Annotated in this window: 13 protein-coding genes; 5 read left to right on the top strand and 8 right to left on the bottom strand. The window is 75.8% G+C overall.

The genetic code is table 11. From position 1 onward, the window contains the following. Nucleotides 1-12: 12 nt before the first annotated feature. Complete coding sequence (locus tag VE546_RS26075; protein ID WP_414720591.1) at nt 13-1434, bottom strand: PAS domain-containing protein; 1422 nt, start codon at nt 1432-1434, stop codon at nt 13-15. Between the two features lie 385 nt (nt 1435-1819). After that, a complete protein-coding gene (gene pdxH, locus VE546_RS26080; RefSeq protein WP_324926589.1) occupies nt 1820-2443 on the bottom strand; it encodes a pyridoxamine 5'-phosphate oxidase in 624 nt (207 codons plus the stop codon). Between the two features lie 432 nt (nt 2444-2875). Here pdxH and VE546_RS26085 point away from each other — a divergent pair, with 432 nt between their 5' ends. Together VE546_RS26085 and VE546_RS26090 are read left to right on the top strand one after the other, a co-directional pair. Continuing rightward, nucleotides 2876-3979: a citrate synthase 2 gene (locus VE546_RS26085; protein WP_324926521.1), complete on the top strand. Its 1104-nt coding sequence runs from the start codon at nt 2876-2878 to the stop codon at nt 3977-3979. 282 nt (nt 3980-4261) lie between these two features. Further along, nucleotides 4262-5083 (top strand): NAD(P)H-binding protein, encoded by an 822-nt coding sequence (locus VE546_RS26090; RefSeq protein WP_324926523.1) that lies wholly within the window; start codon nt 4262-4264, stop codon nt 5081-5083. A 10-nt stretch (nt 5084-5093) separates the two neighbouring features. Here VE546_RS26090 and VE546_RS26095 read toward each other — a convergent pair whose 3' ends face one another. Beyond that, a complete protein-coding gene (locus VE546_RS26095; protein WP_324926524.1) occupies nt 5094-7997 on the bottom strand; it encodes an FAD-binding and (Fe-S)-binding domain-containing protein in 2904 nt (967 codons plus the stop codon). A gap of 85 nt (nt 7998-8082) precedes the next feature. On the opposite strand from VE546_RS26095, the gene serC reads away from it, so the two are divergent. After that, on the top strand, nt 8083-9201 hold the full coding sequence (gene serC / locus VE546_RS26100; RefSeq protein ID WP_324926526.1) for a phosphoserine transaminase: 1119 nt from the start codon (nt 8083-8085) through the stop codon (nt 9199-9201). Between the two features lie 135 nt (nt 9202-9336). Here serC and VE546_RS26105 read toward each other — a convergent pair whose 3' ends face one another. Both VE546_RS26105 and VE546_RS26110 read right to left on the bottom strand, forming a co-directional pair. After that, nucleotides 9337-10200: an ABC transporter permease gene (locus VE546_RS26105; RefSeq protein ID WP_324926527.1), complete on the bottom strand. Its 864-nt coding sequence runs from the start codon at nt 10198-10200 to the stop codon at nt 9337-9339. After that, nucleotides 10197-11222 carry an ATP-binding cassette domain-containing protein gene (locus VE546_RS26110; protein WP_324926528.1) on the bottom strand — a complete coding sequence of 342 codons (1026 nt, stop codon included), beginning with the start codon at nt 11220-11222 and terminating at the stop codon, nt 10197-10199. The genes VE546_RS26105 and VE546_RS26110 overlap by 4 nt, the downstream gene beginning before the upstream one ends. A 107-nt stretch (nt 11223-11329) precedes the next feature. Between VE546_RS26110 and VE546_RS26115 the strand changes: the two genes are divergently transcribed. Beyond that, entirely contained in the window at nt 11330-12094 is a 765-nt protein-coding gene (locus VE546_RS26115) for a TetR/AcrR family transcriptional regulator (protein WP_324926530.1), read from the top strand. A 24-nt stretch (nt 12095-12118) separates the two neighbouring features. Here the strand turns inward: VE546_RS26115 and VE546_RS26120 are convergent, their stop codons facing one another. Continuing rightward, nucleotides 12119-12409 carry a hypothetical protein gene (locus VE546_RS26120; protein ID WP_324926531.1) on the bottom strand — a complete coding sequence of 97 codons (291 nt, stop codon included), beginning with the start codon at nt 12407-12409 and terminating at the stop codon, nt 12119-12121. A 331-nt stretch (nt 12410-12740) separates the two neighbouring features. On the opposite strand from VE546_RS26120, the gene VE546_RS26125 reads away from it, so the two are divergent. Then, a complete protein-coding gene (locus tag VE546_RS26125; protein ID WP_324926532.1) occupies nt 12741-14246 on the top strand; it encodes a glycosyltransferase family 39 protein in 1506 nt (501 codons plus the stop codon). 38 nt (nt 14247-14284) lie between these two features. Here VE546_RS26125 and VE546_RS26130 read toward each other — a convergent pair whose 3' ends face one another. Further along, nucleotides 14285-15346 (bottom strand): hypothetical protein, encoded by a 1062-nt coding sequence (locus VE546_RS26130; RefSeq protein ID WP_324926534.1) that lies wholly within the window; start codon nt 15344-15346, stop codon nt 14285-14287. A gap of 103 nt (nt 15347-15449) precedes the next feature. Then, entirely contained in the window at nt 15450-16646 is a 1197-nt protein-coding gene (locus VE546_RS26135; protein WP_324926535.1) for a serine hydrolase domain-containing protein, read from the bottom strand. Between the last annotated feature and the right edge of the window lie 59 nt (nt 16647-16705).

A 16705-nucleotide genomic window follows, 5' to 3' on the forward strand; every position in this document is an offset into this window, starting at 1 on the left:
GGGGCCGGGACGTCAGGACAGGGCCCGGGCGAGGTCGACCGCCGCGGCGACGCGGTCCGCGACGCCCTCCGCGTAGACGGCGTCCGAGCGGTCGAACGCGCGGCGGCTCGGACCGCGCAGGAAGGTGAGCACGCCCAGCGAGCGGCCCCGGCTGCGCAGCACCACGCACAGGCCGTGCACCGTGCCCTCCGGCCACTTGCGGACCCGCGCCCACTCCGGGGCCGCCGGGCCGCCCACGCTGGTGCGGACCGGGCCGCACCGCTCGTACGCCTGGAACGCCGGATGGTCCTCCGGGTAGCGCACCGGGACGCCCGTCGCCGTCGTGCCCGGGGCCGGGGCCTCCGCCACCCGCACCAGCCGGACCGGCGGGTCGCCGGACGCCACGTCCAGCAGGGCGTGGTCGGCGAAGCCCGCCAGGGCGAAGTCCAGGTGGACCGCCGCCGCCTCCATCGGGTCCTCGCACTCGGCCGCGGCCCGGGTCGCCCGGTGGAGCTGGTTGCCGCGGAAGCGGGAGCGCGCCGCGTCCTGCTCGGCCCGCTTGGCGTCGGTGACGTCCTGGAAGAACCACGCCACGCCCAGCGGCACCGGCGTGTCCTCCGCCATCGGGGAGACCAGCCGCAGGAAGCCGCTGCGCCAGCAGCGGCGCGCGTCCCCGCCGCCCCTGCTCCCCCGGTCCCCCCTGCCGGGCTCCCCGCGCAGCGTCACCCACAGCTCCGCCGGGGCGGGCGGCGGGCCCTCCGCCAGCACGTGCTGGAGCGCGCTCTCCAGCTCCTCCAGCCCCTGCTCCACCAGCTCGCCCAGCGGCCGCCCGAGCATCGCCGTGCGGCCGACCCGCAGCGCGCGGGCGGCGTGGACGTTGACGACGGCCGGGCGCAGATCGGCGTCGACGAGGACCACCCCCCAGGAGGCGTCCTTGAACAGCGCCTCGCTCAGGGCGATCGACCGCTCCAGGTCGATCTGCGTGTGCACCTCGCTGAACGCGCAGTACACGCCGGTCGGCCGGCCGTCCGCGCCGCGCACCCCGGAGGACTGGGTGCGCACCAGCACCCGTCCGCCGTCCTTGCGCAGCAGCGCGAACTCGTGGACCTGACGGCCGGACGCGGTCATCGCGCCGAGCAGCCGCGCCTGGACGTCCGCGGCGTCGGCCGGACGGACCGCCCAGCCCGCCAGCCCGCGGCGGCCCACCGCCTCCTCCTGCGTCCAGCCCAGGATGCGCTCGGCCTCGCGGTTCCAGTGGGTGACGACGCCGTCGGCGTCGAAGGCGCACAGGGCCGCGTCCATGCCGTCCAGGAGGGCCGCGAGCAGCAGCTCGCCGTCGGTGCCCCCGGCGGCCCCGGGGCCGGGGGGCGGCGGCACGGACCCGGTGGGACCGCTGCGGACGTCACCCCCGTCACCGGCGCCGTGGTCGAAGTGGATCTCGGAGTGAGCGGTCACCTGACACCCCCAGCCGGACGCTGTGCACAACCGCGCTCCCGATCATTCAACTCGAACGTGACGCAGCCCACACGGGATTCCGGGAAATCGTTGCGGCCCCGAAATTCGCTTGTGGGCGGCGCCGGGGGCGCCTAACGTTCCAGGTACACGAGAAGGGAGGTGGTTCGGCAGATGAGTGAAAACCGGACGCGTGAGGTGGCTGCGGCCTAGGGGCCGACGTCACGACGTGATGCCGGCACCGCCGGCCAATCCCAAGCAGTCACCCGACCCGCGGGCTGTCGGTACGTCCGACCGACCCCCGTCGCGCAGCGCGCGACCGGGGCCAGGCCCGCGGGTCGTCTGCGTCCCCGGCGCCTCGCGCCGGGGCGCCGGGGACGCCTGAACATCAGGGGCAGAGGCGTTCGACCGCCCAGGCCGTGCCCCTCCTGACGTAGCGCAGCCGGTCGTGGAGGCGGTTCTCGCGGCCCTGCCAGAACTCCACCGTCTCCGCCGCGACGCGGTAGCCGCCCCACTGCGGCGGCACCGGGACGTCCTCGGTCTCGGGGTAGCGGGCCGCCAGCTCCTCGTACGTGCGGTCCAGCTCCTCGCGGGAGGCCACCTTCGAGGACTGCTCGCTGGCCCACGCGCCGAGCTGCGAACCGTGCGGGCGGGTGCGGAAGTAGGCCGCCGTCTCGTCCCGGCCGGTGCGCTCCGCCGTGCCCGAGACGATCACCTGGCGGGCGATGGCGTGCCAGGGGAAGAGCAGCGAGACGTAGGGATTCGCCTCGATCTCGCGCCCCTTGCGGGAGCCGTAATTGGTGTAGAAGACGAAGCCGCGCTCGTCGAACTGCTTGAGCAGCACCGTGCGGGAGCTGGGACGGCCGCGGCCGTCCGCCGTCGAGACGACCATCGCGTTCGGTTCGTGCAGCCCGGCGGTCACCGCCTCCTCGAACCAGCGCAGGAACTGCCGGTACGGGTCGTCGGCGAGGTCGTGCTCGTCGAGGCCCTCCGCGCGGTACTGGGCCCGCATCGTGGCGGGGTCCAGGTGGGGGCGGTGGGCGAGGGCTTCGCGGGCTGCGTCGTCGGCTTGGGGCACGCGTTCATCTTGCAACATGGCCGTCACACGACCGCGGGCGGCGGCGGACGAGTTTGCCCGTTCCGCGTCCCGCGTACACCTGGGCCCGGGTAAACGCGGAGTGTGCCGCATCTCACCCTTCCCCGCACCTGCCGGACCCGACAGAATCGCTCGCTGGACCACTGTGGCCTTCGCACATCGCGGGCTATCGTGTCCGACCACCCGCTGCCGGTGACCACCAGCAGCTTGGGCACGACCGGGGACCGGCCCGGACCGCCGGCCCCCCGTGACGGCGGAACCGCTCCGGTGGACCCGTCGAGAGCCGATCGGCCCCCTCGGGTCACCCGCCGTCGCCCTCCCGCCGAACCACATACGAGGAGCCGCCTGATGTCCGACTTCGTACCCGGCCTCGAGGGTGTCGTCGCGTTCGAGACGGAGATCGCAGAACCCGACAAGGAGGGCGGCGCCCTCCGCTACCGGGGCGTGGACATCGAGGACCTGGTGGGCCACGTCTCCTTCGGGAACGTGTGGGGTCTGCTGGTGGACGGCAGCTTCAACCCCGGCCTGCCCCCGGCCGAGCCCTTCCCCATCCCGGTGCACTCCGGGGACATCCGGGTGGACGTGCAGTCCGCGCTGGCGATGCTCGCGCCCGTGTGGGGTCTGAAACCGCTGCTCGACATCGACGAGGAGCAGGCCCGCGAGGACCTGGCGCGCGCCGCGGTGATGGCGCTGTCCTACGTCGCCCAGTCGGCGCGCGGGCAGGGCCTGCCGATGGTCCCGCAGAAGGAGATCGACAAGGCCGAGACCGTCGTGGAGCGCTTCATGCGCCGCTGGCGGGGCGAGCCCGACCCCAAGCACGTCGCGGCCGTGGACGCCTACTGGACGTCGGCCGCCGAGCACGGCATGAACGCCTCCACCTTCACCGCCCGCGTCATCGCCTCCACCGGCGCCGACGTGGCGGCGGCGCTGTCGGGCGCGGTCGGCGCGATGTCCGGCCCGCTGCACGGCGGCGCGCCCTCCCGGGTGCTCGGCATGATCGAGGAGATCGAGCGGACCGGGGACGCCGTGGCGTACGTCAAGCGGGCCCTGGACCGCGGCGAGCGCCTGATGGGCTTCGGCCACCGCGTCTACCGCGCGGAGGACCCGCGGGCGCGCGTGCTGCGCCGTACGGCGAAGGAGCTGGGCGCGCCGCGCTACGAGGTCGCCGAGGCGCTGGAGAAGGCGGCGCTGGAGGAGCTGCACAACCGGCGCCCGGACCGGGTGCTGGCCACCAACGTGGAGTTCTGGGCGGCCATCGTGCTGGACTTCGCCGAGGTCCCGGCGCACATGTTCACCTCGATGTTCACCTGCGCCCGCACCGCCGGCTGGGCCGCGCACATCCTGGAACAGAAGCGCACCGGGCGCCTGGTGCGTCCCTCCGCGCGCTACGTCGGCCCCGGGCCGCGCAGCCCGCAGGAGGTCGAGGGCTACGCGGACATAGTCCGCCGCTGACCAGGCGGCCGCGTCCCGCCGGTCACCCCTTCCGAAGGGACCGGCCGCCGCGCCCGTACGCCCGCCGGCCCCGGCGGCGGAGGTGTCCGCCGCCGGGGCCGGCGGGTTCCGGGGCGTGGCCGTCGGCACGGGCCTGCTCCCGCGCGGTCCCGCGCCGCCCCGTCCCTCTCCCGCGCAACCGGCTTGACCTCAAGTCGGCATGAGGTTCTACGGTCCTGTCGTGTCCCGGCGAACACGCAGCGGATGGTGTGCCGGGAGAAGTGTCGGGAGAAGGAGCAGAACATGACCGTCCTGGTGACGGGGGCCACGGGGAACGTCGGCCGCCATCTGATCGCCGAGCTCCTCGCCGCCGGCCGGCCCGTACGCGCCCTGACCCGGCACCCGGAGCGGGCGGACCTGCCCGACGGGGTGGAGGTCGTGGAGGGCGACCTCACCGTTCCGGAGTCCCTCGGCCCGGCGCTGGACGGGGCCACCGCCCTGCACCTGATCACGACCGGCGGCGACGGCTTCGCCCCGCTGCGGACCGGGCCGGACCTCGTGAAGCTGGCCACCGGGGCCGGGGTGCGGCGGGTCACGGTCCTGTGGAGCGGCGTGAAGGGGCCCGTGGAGGAGGCGGTGGAGGCGTCCGGCCTGGAGTGGACGCTGCTCCAGCCGGTCGAGTTCATGTCCAACGCGCTGCAGTGGGCCGAGTCGATCCGCACCGAGGGCGTGGCACGGGAGCCGTTCGGCCGGCAGCGCGCCGCCGTGGTCCACGAGGCGGACATCGCCGGCGTCGCGGCGACCGCCCTGCTGGAGGGCGGCCACGGCGGCAGGAGCTACACGCTGACCGGCCCCGAGGCGCTGACGGTGCCCGAGCGGGTCGCCGCCATCGGGGCGGCCATCGGCCGGGAGCTCCGGTACGTCGAACTGACCGAGGAGGAGGCCCGCGAACGGATGCGGCGGCTGGGCGCCACGGAGGAGGTCGTCGACTTCGTCGTCGGCTGGCACGCCGACCCGCCCGCGTCGGCGTACACGGTGGTCCCGACCGTCGAGGAGGTCACCGGCCGCCCCGCGCGCACGTTCGCGCAGTGGGCCGCCGAGCACGCCGACGCGTTCCGCGCCTGAGGCCCGCCCCTCACCCCGGCGGGGCGTCCCCCAGCGCCTCCGCCAGGACCTCCGCCAGGTGGCGGGCGCGGTGGCCGCCGAGCTGGGCGAGCTGGGTGCGGCAGGAGTAGCCGTCGGCCAGGAGTACGGTGCCGGGGGCGGCGGCGCGCACCGAGGGCAGCAGCTTCTCCTCGGCGCAGGCCCGGGAGACCTCGAAGTGTCCCTTCTCGAAGCCGAAGTTGCCCGCCAGGCCGCAGCAGCCGTCGCTGAGTTCGCCCGTCAGCCCGGCCCGTTCCCGCAGCCGCCGCTCCGCCGCGTCGCCCAGGACGGCGTGCTGGTGGCAGTGCGTCTGGCCGGCGACCGGGCGGTCCAGGCGCGGCGGGGTCCAGTCGGGGGCGCACTCCTCCAGGACCTGCGCGAAGGTGCGGACGGCGGCGGCGAGCCGCTTGGCGCGCGGGTCGTCCGGCAGCAGGTCGGGGGCGTCGGTGCGGAGCGCCGCCGCGCACGGCGGCTCCAGGACGGCCACCGGCAGGCCCGCGTCCAGGACCGGCTCCAGCCGGTCCAGGGTGCGGCGCAGCACCGTGCGGGCGCGGTCGAGCTGGCCGGTGGAGATCCAGGTCAGGGCGCAGCAGATCCGGCCCGCGCCCGGCGGCGGCACCACCTCCAGGCCGGCCGCCTCCAGGACGCGGACGGCGGCGGCGCCCGCCTCCGGTGAGAGGTGGTTGGTGAAGGTGTCCGGCCACAGCACGACGCGCCGCCCGCCGCGTCCCGCCCCGCCGCCGCGCGTCCGGCGCCGGTGCCCGCGCCACCAGCGGACGAACGGGGTGCGCGGCAGCGGCGGGAGGTCCCGCTCCGGGGCGATGCCGCCCAGCCGTTTGGCCAGGGCCGCCGGCGGGGTGCGGGCGGCGGCGTTCAGCAGCGGCGCGGTGCGGGTGGCGGCCACCGCGCGCAGCCACACCGGCAGCCAGCCCATCGAGTAGTGCGCCATCGGGCGGCGGCGGCCCGCGTAGTGGTGGTGGAGGAACTCCGCCTTGTAGGTGGCCATGTCCACCCCCACCGGGCAGTCCCGGCGGCAGCCCTTGCACGACAGGCACAGGTCCAGCGCCTCGTGGACCTCCTCCGAGCGCCAGCCGCCGGTGACGACCTCGCCCGCCAGCATCTCGTGCAGCAGCCGCGCCCGGCCCCGCGTGGAGTGCATCTCCTCCCCCGTCGCCCGGTACGACGGGCACATCACGCCCGGACTCCCGGCCGGGTTGCGGCACTTGGCGACGCCCACGCACCGCCGCACCGCCGCCGAGAAGTCCCCGCCGTCCTCCGGGTAGCCGAAGGCGACGTCGGTGACGGGGCGGCGGGGCAGCGGCGCGAAGCGCAGGTTCTCGTCGATGCGGTGGGGGCGGACGACCATCCCCGGGTTGAGGCCGCCGTGCGGGTCCCACAGGTCCTTGAAGCGGGCGAAGAGCTCCACCAGTTCCGGCCCGTACATGCGCGGCAGCAGTTCGGCGCGGGCCTGCCCGTCGCCGTGCTCGCCCGACAGCGATCCGCCGTGCGCGACCACCAGGTCGGCCAGGTCGGTGGAGAAGCGGCGGAAGCGGGCGACGCCCTCGTCGCCGATCAGGTCGAAGTCGATGCGCACGTGGATGCAGCCGTCGCCGAAGTGGCCGTAGGGCAGTCCGCGCAGTCCGTGCTCGGCCAGCAGGGCGCGGAAGTCCCGCAGGTACGCCCCCAGACGGGCGGGCGGCACCGCGCAGTCCTCCCAGCCCGGCCACGCCTCGCTGCCGTCGGGCATGCGGGTGGCGGTGCCGGCGGCGTCCTCGCGCACCCGCCACAGGGCGCGCCGCCCGGCCGGGTCGGTGACCAGGAGGTGGCCGGTGGCGGCACCGGCCGCCGCCCGGCACAGCCGCTCGGCGCCCGCCCGCGCCTCGGCCGCGTCCGCGCCGCCGGCCTCCGTGAACAGCCAGGCGTCGCCCCGGGGCAGCGCGGCGCGCTCGGGGCCGGGGACCAGGTCGGCGGCCATGCCCTCCACGGTCAGCGGGTGGTGCGGCAGGAGGGCGGGGGCGGCCTCGGCCGCCGCGCTCTCGTCCGGGTAGCCGAGCACCGCCAGCACCCGCGCGCCCGGCCGCTCCACCAGCCGCACCGTCGCGCTCGTGACCACTCCGAGCGTGCCCTCGCTGCCGGTGAAGGCCCGCGCCCAGTCCGTGCCGCGCTCCGGCAGCAGCGCGTCCAGGGCGTAGCCGGAGATGCGGCGCGGCAGGTCGGGGAAACCGGTGCGCAGCCGGGCCAGCGCCCCGTCCACCAGCGTCCGCGCTCCGGCGCGCAGCCGCTCGGGCACGCCGTCCCCGCCGGGTGCGAGCCGGGCCCGTTCGCCGCCGTAGGTCAGCACGTCCAGGGCGAGGACGTTGTCGGCGGTGGTGCCCCAGGCCACCGAGTGGGAGCCGCAGGAGTTGTTGCCGATCATCCCGCCGAGCGTGCAGCGGCTGTGGGTGGAGGGGTCGGGGCCGAAGGTCAGCCCGTGCGCGCCGGCCGCCCGGCGCAGGTCGTCCAGGATCGCGCCGGGCTGGACCACGGCCGTGCGGGCGTCCGCGTCGACCGACTCGACCGCGGTCATGTGGCGGGTGAAGTCCAGCACCACCCCCGTGCCCGTGGCCTGCCCGGCGATCGAGGTGCCCCCGCCGCGCGGCACCACCGGCACCCCCAGCTCCCGGCACACCGCGAGCGCCGCGGCCACGTCGTCGGCGTCGCGCGGCGCGACGACGGCCAGCGGCACCCGCCGGTAGTTGGAGGCGTCCATCGTCACCAGCGCGCGGCTCGCGGCGTCGTCGGCGACCTCGCCGCGCACGGCGGCCCGCAGCGCCCGGGCCACCTCCCGCGCCCCCGTCGTCTCCCCCGCGCCGCGATCCGCCCTGCCGTCCGTCCTGCCGTCCGTCCTGTCGCTCATGGCACCAGCCTGCCCCGTGGACGGCGTGTCTCGCGGGGTGGACGCCGGACGGAACGGACGGTCGTGACGGACTACGCTTCGTTGCGTGGCCGATCTCCAGATTCCCGCAGACATCAAGCCCGCCGACGGACGGTTCGGCGCGGGCCCGTCCAAGGTGCGCCCCGAGGCGCTGAGCGCCCTGGCCGCCACCGGCGCGTCCCTCATGGGCACCTCCCACCGCCAGGCCCCGGTCAAGAACCTGGTCGGCAGGGTGCGCGAGGGCGTGAAGGAACTGTTCCGGCTCCCGGAGGGCTACGAGGTCGTCCTGGGCAACGGCGGCTCCACCGCCTTCTGGGACATCGCGACCCACGGCCTGATCGAGTCGCGGTCGCAGCACCTGTCCTTCGGCGAGTTCTCCTCGAAGTTCGCCAAGGCCGCCAAGCTCGCGCCGTGGCTGGCGGAGCCGACCGTGATCTCCTCCGACCCCGGCACGCACCCGCTGCCGCGCGCCGAGGCGGGCACCGACGTCTACGCCCTCACCCACAACGAGACCTCCACCGGCGTCGCCATGCCGATCAGCCGGGTGGCGGGCGCGGAGGAGGGCGCCCTGGTCCTGGTGGACGCCACCTCGGGCGCGGGCGGCCTGCCGGTGGACATCGCCGAGACCGACGTCTACTACTTCGCCCCGCAGAAGTCGTTCGCCGCCGACGGCGGCCTGTGGATCGGCGTGTTCTCCCCGGCCGCGCTGGAGCGGGCCGAGCGGATCGCCGCGAGCGACCGGCACGTCCCGGCGTTCTTCGACCTGCCGACCGCGATCGACAACTCCCGCAAGAACCAGACGTACAACACCCCGGCGATCGCCACGCTCTTCCTGCTGGCCGACCAACTGGAGTGGATCAACGGCCGGGGCGGGCTGGAGTGGGCCGTGTCCCGCACCGCCGACTCCTCGTCGCGGCTGTACGGGTGGGCGGAGAAGTCCGAGTTCGCCACCCCCTTCGTGGCCGACCCGGCACAGCGCTCGCAGGTCATCGGCACGATCGACTTCGCCGACGGCGTGGACGCCTCGGCGATCGCCAAGGTGCTGCGCGCCAACGGCATCGTGGACACCGAGCCGTACCGCAAGCTGGGCCGCAACCAGCTCCGGATCGCGATGTTCCCGGCCGTCGAGCCGGCGGACGTGGAGGCGCTGACGGCGTGCGTGGACTACGTCGTCGAGCGGCTCTGAGCGGGCTCTGAGCGGCACCGCGCGCGGCTCGCGCACCGCGCGACCGCAGACGCCGGTGGCCCGGCCGTCCGAGGACGGCCGGGCCACCGGCGGTCACGGCTCCCCCGGCCGCCTCCCGGCCGCTCGGCCGCCGCCTCAGCGCGACAGGCGCTGGTAGCGCCGTACCGCCAGGGGCAGGAAGACGGCCGTCAGGACGGCCGGCCAGACCACCGCCATCGGCAGGGCGTGCTGCTCGATCCAGGTGCCGCCCGCGGCGACGGGGTTGCCGAACAGCTCGCGGGTGGCGGTGACGGTGGAGGAGACCGGGTTCCAGGCGGCGATCGTGCCGAGCCAGCCCGGCATCAGCGACGGCGCCACGAACGCGCTGGAGATCATCGCGAACGGGAAGGCGACGGCGAAGAGGTTCCCGGCCGCCTCCTGGTCGGGGACCAGCAGGCCCAGCAGCACCCCGATCCAGATCAGCGCGAAGCGCAGCCACAGCAGCAGCCCGAACGCGGCGAGGGTGGCCAGGACCCCGCCGTTCGGGCGCCAGCCGACGACCAGCGCGGTCAGGGCCAGGATCAGCAGGTCCAGGGCGGCCCCGAGGAGATCGGCGACCCCGCGCCCGCTGACGACCGCGGAGGGGGCCATGGGCAGGGAGCGGAAGCGGTCGGTGACGCCCTTGGCGGTGTCGTTGACGACGAGGTAGGCGGTGTTCATGAAGCCCAGGGCCATCGTCATGCCGAACATCCCGGGCATCAGGAACTCCCGGTAGGCGCTGTCGTCCGCGCCGGGCACCTTCATCGCGCTGCCGAAGACGTAGCCGTACAGCAGCACCGAGACGATCGGGAAGCCGAGCTGCCAGGCGAGGCCCGCGGGCTGTCTGACCAGGTGGGTGAGGTAGCGCCGGACGATCGTCCAGCAGTCGGCCAGCGCCCAGTACAGGCGGCGCCCGTCCGCCTCCGGGAGGACGGGGGCGGGGTTCGGGGCGGTGGTGGCGGGCTCCGGGGCGGTGCTCATGCGGCGACCTCCTTCTCCTCCGGGTCCGCCTCCGGCTTCTCTTCCGGGCCCGCCTCCGCGCGGTGGCCGGTCAGGCGCAGGAAGACCTCGTCCAGGGTGGGGCGGCGCAGGCCGATGTCCTCCACCCCGACGCCCTCGTCCAGCAGGGTCCGGGCCGCCTCGGTGAGCGCGGCCACCCGGTCGGCGACCGGCGCGTGCACCCGGCGCTCCTCGGGGTCGGCGTGCGGCTCGGCCCCGTCCGCGACTCGGGCGAGCACGCGGACGGCGGCGGGGATGTCGGCCGCGTCGTGGAGCACCACCTCGAGGCGGTCGCCGCCGACGGCGCTCTTCAGCGCGGTGGGGGTGTCGTCGGCGACGCGCACGCCCCGGTCGATCACGGTGATGCGGTCGGCCAGCCGGTCGGCCTCGTCCAGGTACTGCGTGGTGAGCAGCACCGTGGTGCCGCCCGCGACCAGCGAGCGCACCGCCTCCCACACCTCGTTGCGGCCGCGCGGGTCCAGCCCGGTGGTGGGCTCGTCGAGGAAGAGCACGTCGGGCGCGAGGATCATGCCGGCCGCCAGGTCGAGCCGCCGCCGCATGCCGCCGCTGTACGCCTTGAGCTGCTTGTCGGCGGCGTCCGCCAGCCCGAAGCGCTCCAGCAGCTCCCCGGCCCGCTGCCGGGCGCGCCGGGCGCCGAGGTGGAACAGGCGGCCGAACATCTCCAGGTTCTGGCGGCCGGTGAGGATCTCGTCGACCGCCGCGTACTGGCCGACCAGCCCGATCCTGCGGCGCACGCGGGCGGGCTCGCGGGCCACGTCGTGCCCCGCCACGGTGGCGCGCCCGCCGTCGAGGCGGACGAGCGTGGCCAGGATGCGGACGGCGGTGGTCTTGCCGGCGCCGTTGGGTCCGAGCAGGCCGTGCACGGTGCCGCGCCGGACGGCGAGGTCGAGCCCGTCCAGGGCGCGCTTGCCGCCGTACCGCTTCACCACTCCCTCCGCCAGCACCGCGTGGTCGGCGCGCTCGGCGCCGCGGGGTGTCGTCATGGGTCTCCCTCCCGGATGAGTACGGCGTACTCAATTGCGCGTACAGCGTACCCCACAGTGCGTACGGCGTACCCGGTTTTCTTGCGCCCCCGTAGGATGGAGGCACGATGACGAGCGAACAGAGCGGCGGCGACTACCTGAAGCGCAGCCTGGAACTCCTGTGGGGCCGGGGCGAGCGCCCCTCCCGCGGCCCCAGGCCGGGCCTGACCCTGGAACGCATCGTCGCCGCGGGGATCGCCCTCGCCGACGCCGAGGGGATCGACGCGCTCTCCATGCGCCGCGTCGCCGCCGAGCTGGGCGTCGGCACGATGTCGCTCTACCGCTACGTGCCGGGCAAGGCCGAGCTGCTGGAACTGATGGTCGACCGCGTCTACGGGACGCCGGACGCCGCCGTCCCCGGGGACGGCGGCTGGCGCGCCGTCCTGGAGCACGTCGCCCGCGGCACCTGGGAGATGTACCTCGCCCACCCCTGGCTGCTCCAGATCAACCTGGCCCGTCCCGTGCTCGGCCCCAACGCCGTGGCCGGGTTCGACTTCGCCCTCTCCGGCCTCGCCGGCCTGGACCTCACCGACCACGAGAAGCTGGGGTTCCTCACCGCCGTCGACGGCTACGTCACCGGCTGCGCCCGCACCCGCGTCAACGCGGCCCTGGCCGCGCAGCGCACCGGGATCAGCGACGAGGAGTTCTGGGCCACGCACACGCCCATGCTGGAGAAGGCGATGCTCAGCGGCGCGTACCCGCACGTCGCCGCCCTCGGCGAGGACACCTTCGCCATCTCCGGCGAGGAGCTCTTCGAGTTCGGCCTGAAACGGCTGCTCGACGGCCTGGAGGCGTTCGTCGCCGCCCGGGCCGCCGGGCGCGAGGACGGCTGAACCGCCGCACCCCCGCCACGGGCGCTACGGGTGCTCGCGGCTCAGGAACCACAGGACCCACACGACCAGGGCCGCGGCGGCCGTCACGACCGGCAGGACCGTCAGCACCCGCGTGCGGCGGGCCGTACGGGCGGCCTCGCGCGCCGCGCGCTCGTGCTCGGCGATCCCGGCCGCGAGGAACTCCCCCTCCGGGGAGTTGAGTTCGGCGGCCGGGCTCCCGTCGGTGGTGAGGAACGCCTCGCGCGCCGCGGTCAGCCGCACCCCGCGGTAGAGGGCCCCGGCGTCCCGGCGCAGCTCGTGCGCGAAGCGCTGCACCGGCCCCTCCTCGGGGTCCGACTCCTTCTCCCGCCGCCCCGTGCCGACCGGCCCTCCTCGCCTCGCGGGTGGATCGCACGCCACGGCAGTCCGGCCGGGAATTGATAAGTGGCCGATCAAGGACTGCCCAACAAAGGCGGCGGCTGATGGGGTCGGGGAGCGCGTCCTTCCCGTCGCTCCCCTCCAGGAGGCCACCATCAGCCGGTCAGCGGACACCCTGCGGAAACCGTCGTGGGCACCGGAGTCCCCGCAGATCCCAAGACCCCCGGCGGCACCGGGGACCGGCCGCCGGCCGCGCGCGGCGCGCCGGTCCGGGCGGGCGGCGCCCCTGGTGCTCCCCGCGGCGGCGGCCCTCGGCCTGGGCCTGTGGGGGATCGACCGCGGGGGCGGCATGTGGCGGGACGAGTCGGTCACCTACCAGGTCGCCCACCGCTCGCTGCCCGACCTGCTGGGCCTGCTGGGGGACATCGACGCGGTGCACGGCCTGTACTACCTGCTCATGCACGCCGTCTTCGGCGTGTGGGACGGCGGTCTCCTCGCGCTGCGGCTGCCGTCGGTGGCGGCCACGGCCGTCGCCGCGGCCGGGGTCGGCGCGGTCGGGCGGCGGCTGGCCGGGACGCGGGCGGGCGTGCTGTCCGGGCTGGCCTTCCCCCTGCTGCCGCTGGTGCAGCAGTACGCGCAGGAGGGCCGCTCGTACGCGATGGTCTGCGCGGCGGTCAGTTGGGCGACGTACCTGCTGCTGTGCGGCGCGGCGGGCGGCGGCCGGCGGGTCTGGGCGGGGTACGAGGGGCTCCTCGCCGTCGCCTGCTGGCTGCACGAGTTCGCCGCGCTGGCGCTGGTGGCGCACGGCGTCACGCTGTGGCGCTCCGGTGTGCCGCGGGCGGTCCGGCGCTCGTGGGCGCGGGCGGCGCTGGTGGTGGCGGCGGCGGTGCTGCCCCTGGCCGCGGTGAGCGCGGGGCAGGCGGACCGGCAGCTCGGCTGGCTGGGGCGGCCCGGCGCGGGCGAGTGGCTGCTGTTCGCCGCGGTGTCCGGCGCGGGCGTACTGCTCGTACTGCTGTGCCGGGCGCCGGGCCGGGGCCCGGCGCGCCGCCCCGCCGCCGGTCCGGTGACCCCGGCGGGGCTGGCGCTGCCGCTGCTCGTCGTCCCGGCCGGGCTGCTGATGACGGTGTCGCTGGTCAAGCCGTGGTACGTGGACCGCTACGTGCTGTACGGGTACGCCGGTCTGGCGCTGCTGGCGGGGACCGCTCTGGACCGGGTGCTGGACCGGCTGCCGGACCGGGCGCCGGAGCGGATGCCGGGCGCGGGGCGCGTACGGCGCCCGGTGGCGGTGTGCCTGGCGGTCGCGTGCCCGGTGACGGTGCTGCTGCCGTGGTCGCAGGCGGTGCGCTCGCCGGAGAGCCGCAAGGACGACGTCGTGGCCGTGGCCGAGACCGTGCGGGCTACGGCGGTCCGGGGCGACGCGGTGCTGTTCATGCCCGCCCGGCGCCGGGAGTGGCTGCTGTCCTTCCCCTCCCTCCGCGCGGGGGTGCGCGACCTGGCCCTGGACCGGCCACCGGCCGCCTCCCGCACCCTCCAGGGCACCGAGCTGCCCGCCGCCGAGATCCGCCGGCGCATCCTGGCGGAGGACCGGATCGTCGCCCTGACCGATCCCGCCGGGGAGCCACTGGACGCGCTGGGGCCGGAGGCGGTCAAGCGGGAGACCCTGACCGCGTACTTCCGGGTGTGCGGGACGAAGAGGGTGCACGGCGCGCAGGTCGTCGTGTACGCCCGGCCGGGCCGCTGCGGGCGGCCCGCCGGGCCGTCCCCCGGGGACGGCCCGGTGGCGGTCGGCCGGTAGGGGCGCGGTACGACGGTCCCGCCGCTCAGTCCCGCCGCTCAACCCCTCCGCCGCCGGGCCGCCCGGCGCAGGGCGAGGAACAGCGCGGCGCCCGCGGCGAGGACGAGGGCCAGCCGGGTGCCGCTCCCCTGCTCCCCCGCGTCTCCCTCGCCGTCCGCCGCCGACGGGCCGCCGTCCGCCGCGCTCCCGTCGCCGTTCTCGCTCCCGTTGCCGGTCTCGTTCCCGTTGCCGGTCCGGTCCGGCCGCTCCCGCTCGTCGCGCGCGTTCTCGGGGAGCTGCTCGCCGTCCAGCCTCATCGGCTGTACGGCACCGCGCTCGCCCTCCGTGCCGTACAGCAGCGTCCGGCCGTCCGGGGCGAAGGTCACCGACTCGCCCTGCCGCTGCACCGGCACGGTCAGCCGCCCGGCCTCCCGCGGCCCGCCGTCCTCCCAGGCGTACATGACCCCGCCGAAGTAGCCGCGCACCGCCAGCCGGGTGCCGTCCGGGGAGAAGGCGGCGTCGGTCGCCCACAGGCCGACGTCGGCGACGCGGGTGAAGGTGTTGGCGGCGGAGGCCGACAGCTCCTCGGGCCCGGCGTACAGCCCGCCGTCCTCCTTGTCCTTGCTGACGATGTACACCCGCCCGGTGACCGGGTGGACCGCCAGCGACTCGGCGTCGCGCGGGCCGTCGGCGTAGCGCACGGTGTGGCGGGTGACCTCCACCGCCCGGTCGGTCAGCCTCTCCGGCTCGGCGAAGCGGTAGATCCACACCTCGGGCCACCGGCCGCCGAAGTTGTCGCCGATGTCGCCCACGTAGACGCTGCCGTCCGGGCCGACCGAGACGGCCTCGACGTCGCGCGGGGTGACGCCGGTCAGGGTGACGGTGGCGACCGTGCGGCCGGTGCGGCCGTCCACCGCGTACACGTACGGCCCGTCGTCGCTGTCGTTGTGCGTCCAGTACACGCCCGGGTGGGCGCGGCTGGCGGCCAGTCCGCTGGACTCGGTGATCCGCTCGTCCTCGATGGTGAAGCCGTCGTCGCCGGGGGCGGCGCCCGCCGGCCCGGCCGCCCCCGCCACCACGATCCCCACCGCCGCGCCCAGGGCGCACACAAGCCTCCGCATGCCCCAAGCCTGCCACTGCCCCGGGCGGGCGCCGGCCACCGGCCGACGGCCACCGGCGGGTCCACCGGCGGACGGTCACCGGCGGGTGCTCAGCGCCGGGCGGTCACCAGGGGACGTCCGGCGTCGCGCGGGCGGCCCCGGGCGCCTCCGGTGCCCTGCCGCAGAACTCCGCCTCCAGGAGGGGGGCGGTCGATCCCCCGTTGCCGTTGAGGTTGAACACCGCCGCGTGGCCGCCGTCGCGGGTGGCGAAGACACCGGAGAGGGAGCCGTGGATGCTGCCGCCGTGGCCCCACACCGTCACCCCGCACGACAGTTCGTGGGTCCGGATGCCCAGCCCGTACCGGGCGGGGTTGCCCGGTTCGGTGGGGACGGTGGCGAACATCTCGGCCGTGCTCTCCTCCGTGAGGAGCCTGCCGTCCAGCAGCGCCCGCAGGAAGCGGTGGAGGTCGTCCACGGTGGAGACCATCTCGCCCGCCGCTCCGGCGATGGACGGGTTGACGTCGGTGACGTCGACCAGCTCCGTGCCCCCGCCGGTGTCCAGCGGGGCGTAGCCCCGGCCGTGCGGGCGCGGCATCGTCGCGCGGGTGCCCGGCAGCACGGTGGAACGCAGCCCGAGGGGGCGAAGGACGCGGCGCTCGATCTCCTCCGCGTAGGGGTTGCCGGTGACCGCCTCGACGATCATGCCGGCCAGGACGTAGTTGGTGTTGGAGTACCGCCAGCCGGTCCCCGGCGGGAAGAAGGGCTCGTGCCGCATGGCGACGCCGACCAGTTCCTCCGGGGTGTAGGTGTCGTAGCGGTGCTCGAAGAAGCCCTTCCCGAACGCCTTCTCGGCGATCTCGGGGTCCAGGACGTAGTCGTGGATTCCGCTGGTGTGGTTGAGGAGTTGGCGGACGGTGATCTCCCGGCCGTCGTGGCCGCCTCCCCGCACCACCCCGGGCAGCCACCGTTCCACCGGGTCGTCCAGGTCCAGCCGTCCCTCCTGCTGGAGTTGCAGCGCCACGACGGCGACGAAGGGCTTGGTGACGCTGCCGATCCGGAAGCGGTCCGGACGCACCCGGGGCCGTTCGGTCTCCACGTCGGCCACCCCCGAGGAGGCGGTCCAGGTGCCGTGGCGGTCCCGTACCTGCGCGAGCGCCCCGGGGATGCCGTCCGCCACGGCGGCGTCCATGGCCTGCCGCGTCCGGGCGTGGTGTCCGCCGCGGTGCTGCCCGTCGGCCGCGGTCGCCGCCGGGGCGGCGGCCGTGAGCGCGAGTGCCGTCGCCACGGCCGTGGCGACGGTGCGCGGGATTCTCCGGTTCATGCGTGTGTCCCTCCTGGGTCGGCGGTCGTCCGCGCGCCCGTGCCGTCGTCCCGGACGCA

Origin of the sequence: Streptomyces sp., assembly GCF_035644915.1 — a bacterium.
In the GTDB taxonomy this organism is placed as follows: domain Bacteria; phylum Actinomycetota; class Actinomycetes; order Streptomycetales; family Streptomycetaceae; genus Streptomyces.

What these genes read in the sequence shown, in the direction of transcription:
- pdxH (WP_324926589.1), bottom strand. Translation starts at nt 2,443, where the DNA reads ATGCGGGCCCAGTACCGCGCGGAGGGCCTCGACGAGCACGACCTCGCC.
- VE546_RS26085 (WP_324926521.1), top strand. Translation starts at nt 2,876, where the DNA reads ATGTCCGACTTCGTACCCGGCCTCGAGGGTGTCGTCGCGTTCGAGACG.
- VE546_RS26090 (WP_324926523.1), top strand. Translation starts at nt 4,262, where the DNA reads ATGACCGTCCTGGTGACGGGGGCCACGGGGAACGTCGGCCGCCATCTG.
- VE546_RS26095 (WP_324926524.1), bottom strand. Translation starts at nt 7,997, where the DNA reads ATGAGCGACAGGACGGACGGCAGGACGGACGGCAGGGCGGATCGCGGC.
- VE546_RS26105 (WP_324926527.1), bottom strand. Translation starts at nt 10,200, where the DNA reads ATGAGCACCGCCCCGGAGCCCGCCACCACCGCCCCGAACCCCGCCCCC.
- VE546_RS26110 (WP_324926528.1), bottom strand. Translation starts at nt 11,222, where the DNA reads ATGACGACACCCCGCGGCGCCGAGCGCGCCGACCACGCGGTGCTGGCG.
- VE546_RS26115 (WP_324926530.1), top strand. Translation starts at nt 11,330, where the DNA reads ATGACGAGCGAACAGAGCGGCGGCGACTACCTGAAGCGCAGCCTGGAA.
- VE546_RS26130 (WP_324926534.1), bottom strand. Translation starts at nt 15,346, where the DNA reads ATGCGGAGGCTTGTGTGCGCCCTGGGCGCGGCGGTGGGGATCGTGGTG.
- VE546_RS26135 (WP_324926535.1), bottom strand. Translation starts at nt 16,646, where the DNA reads ATGAACCGGAGAATCCCGCGCACCGTCGCCACGGCCGTGGCGACGGCA.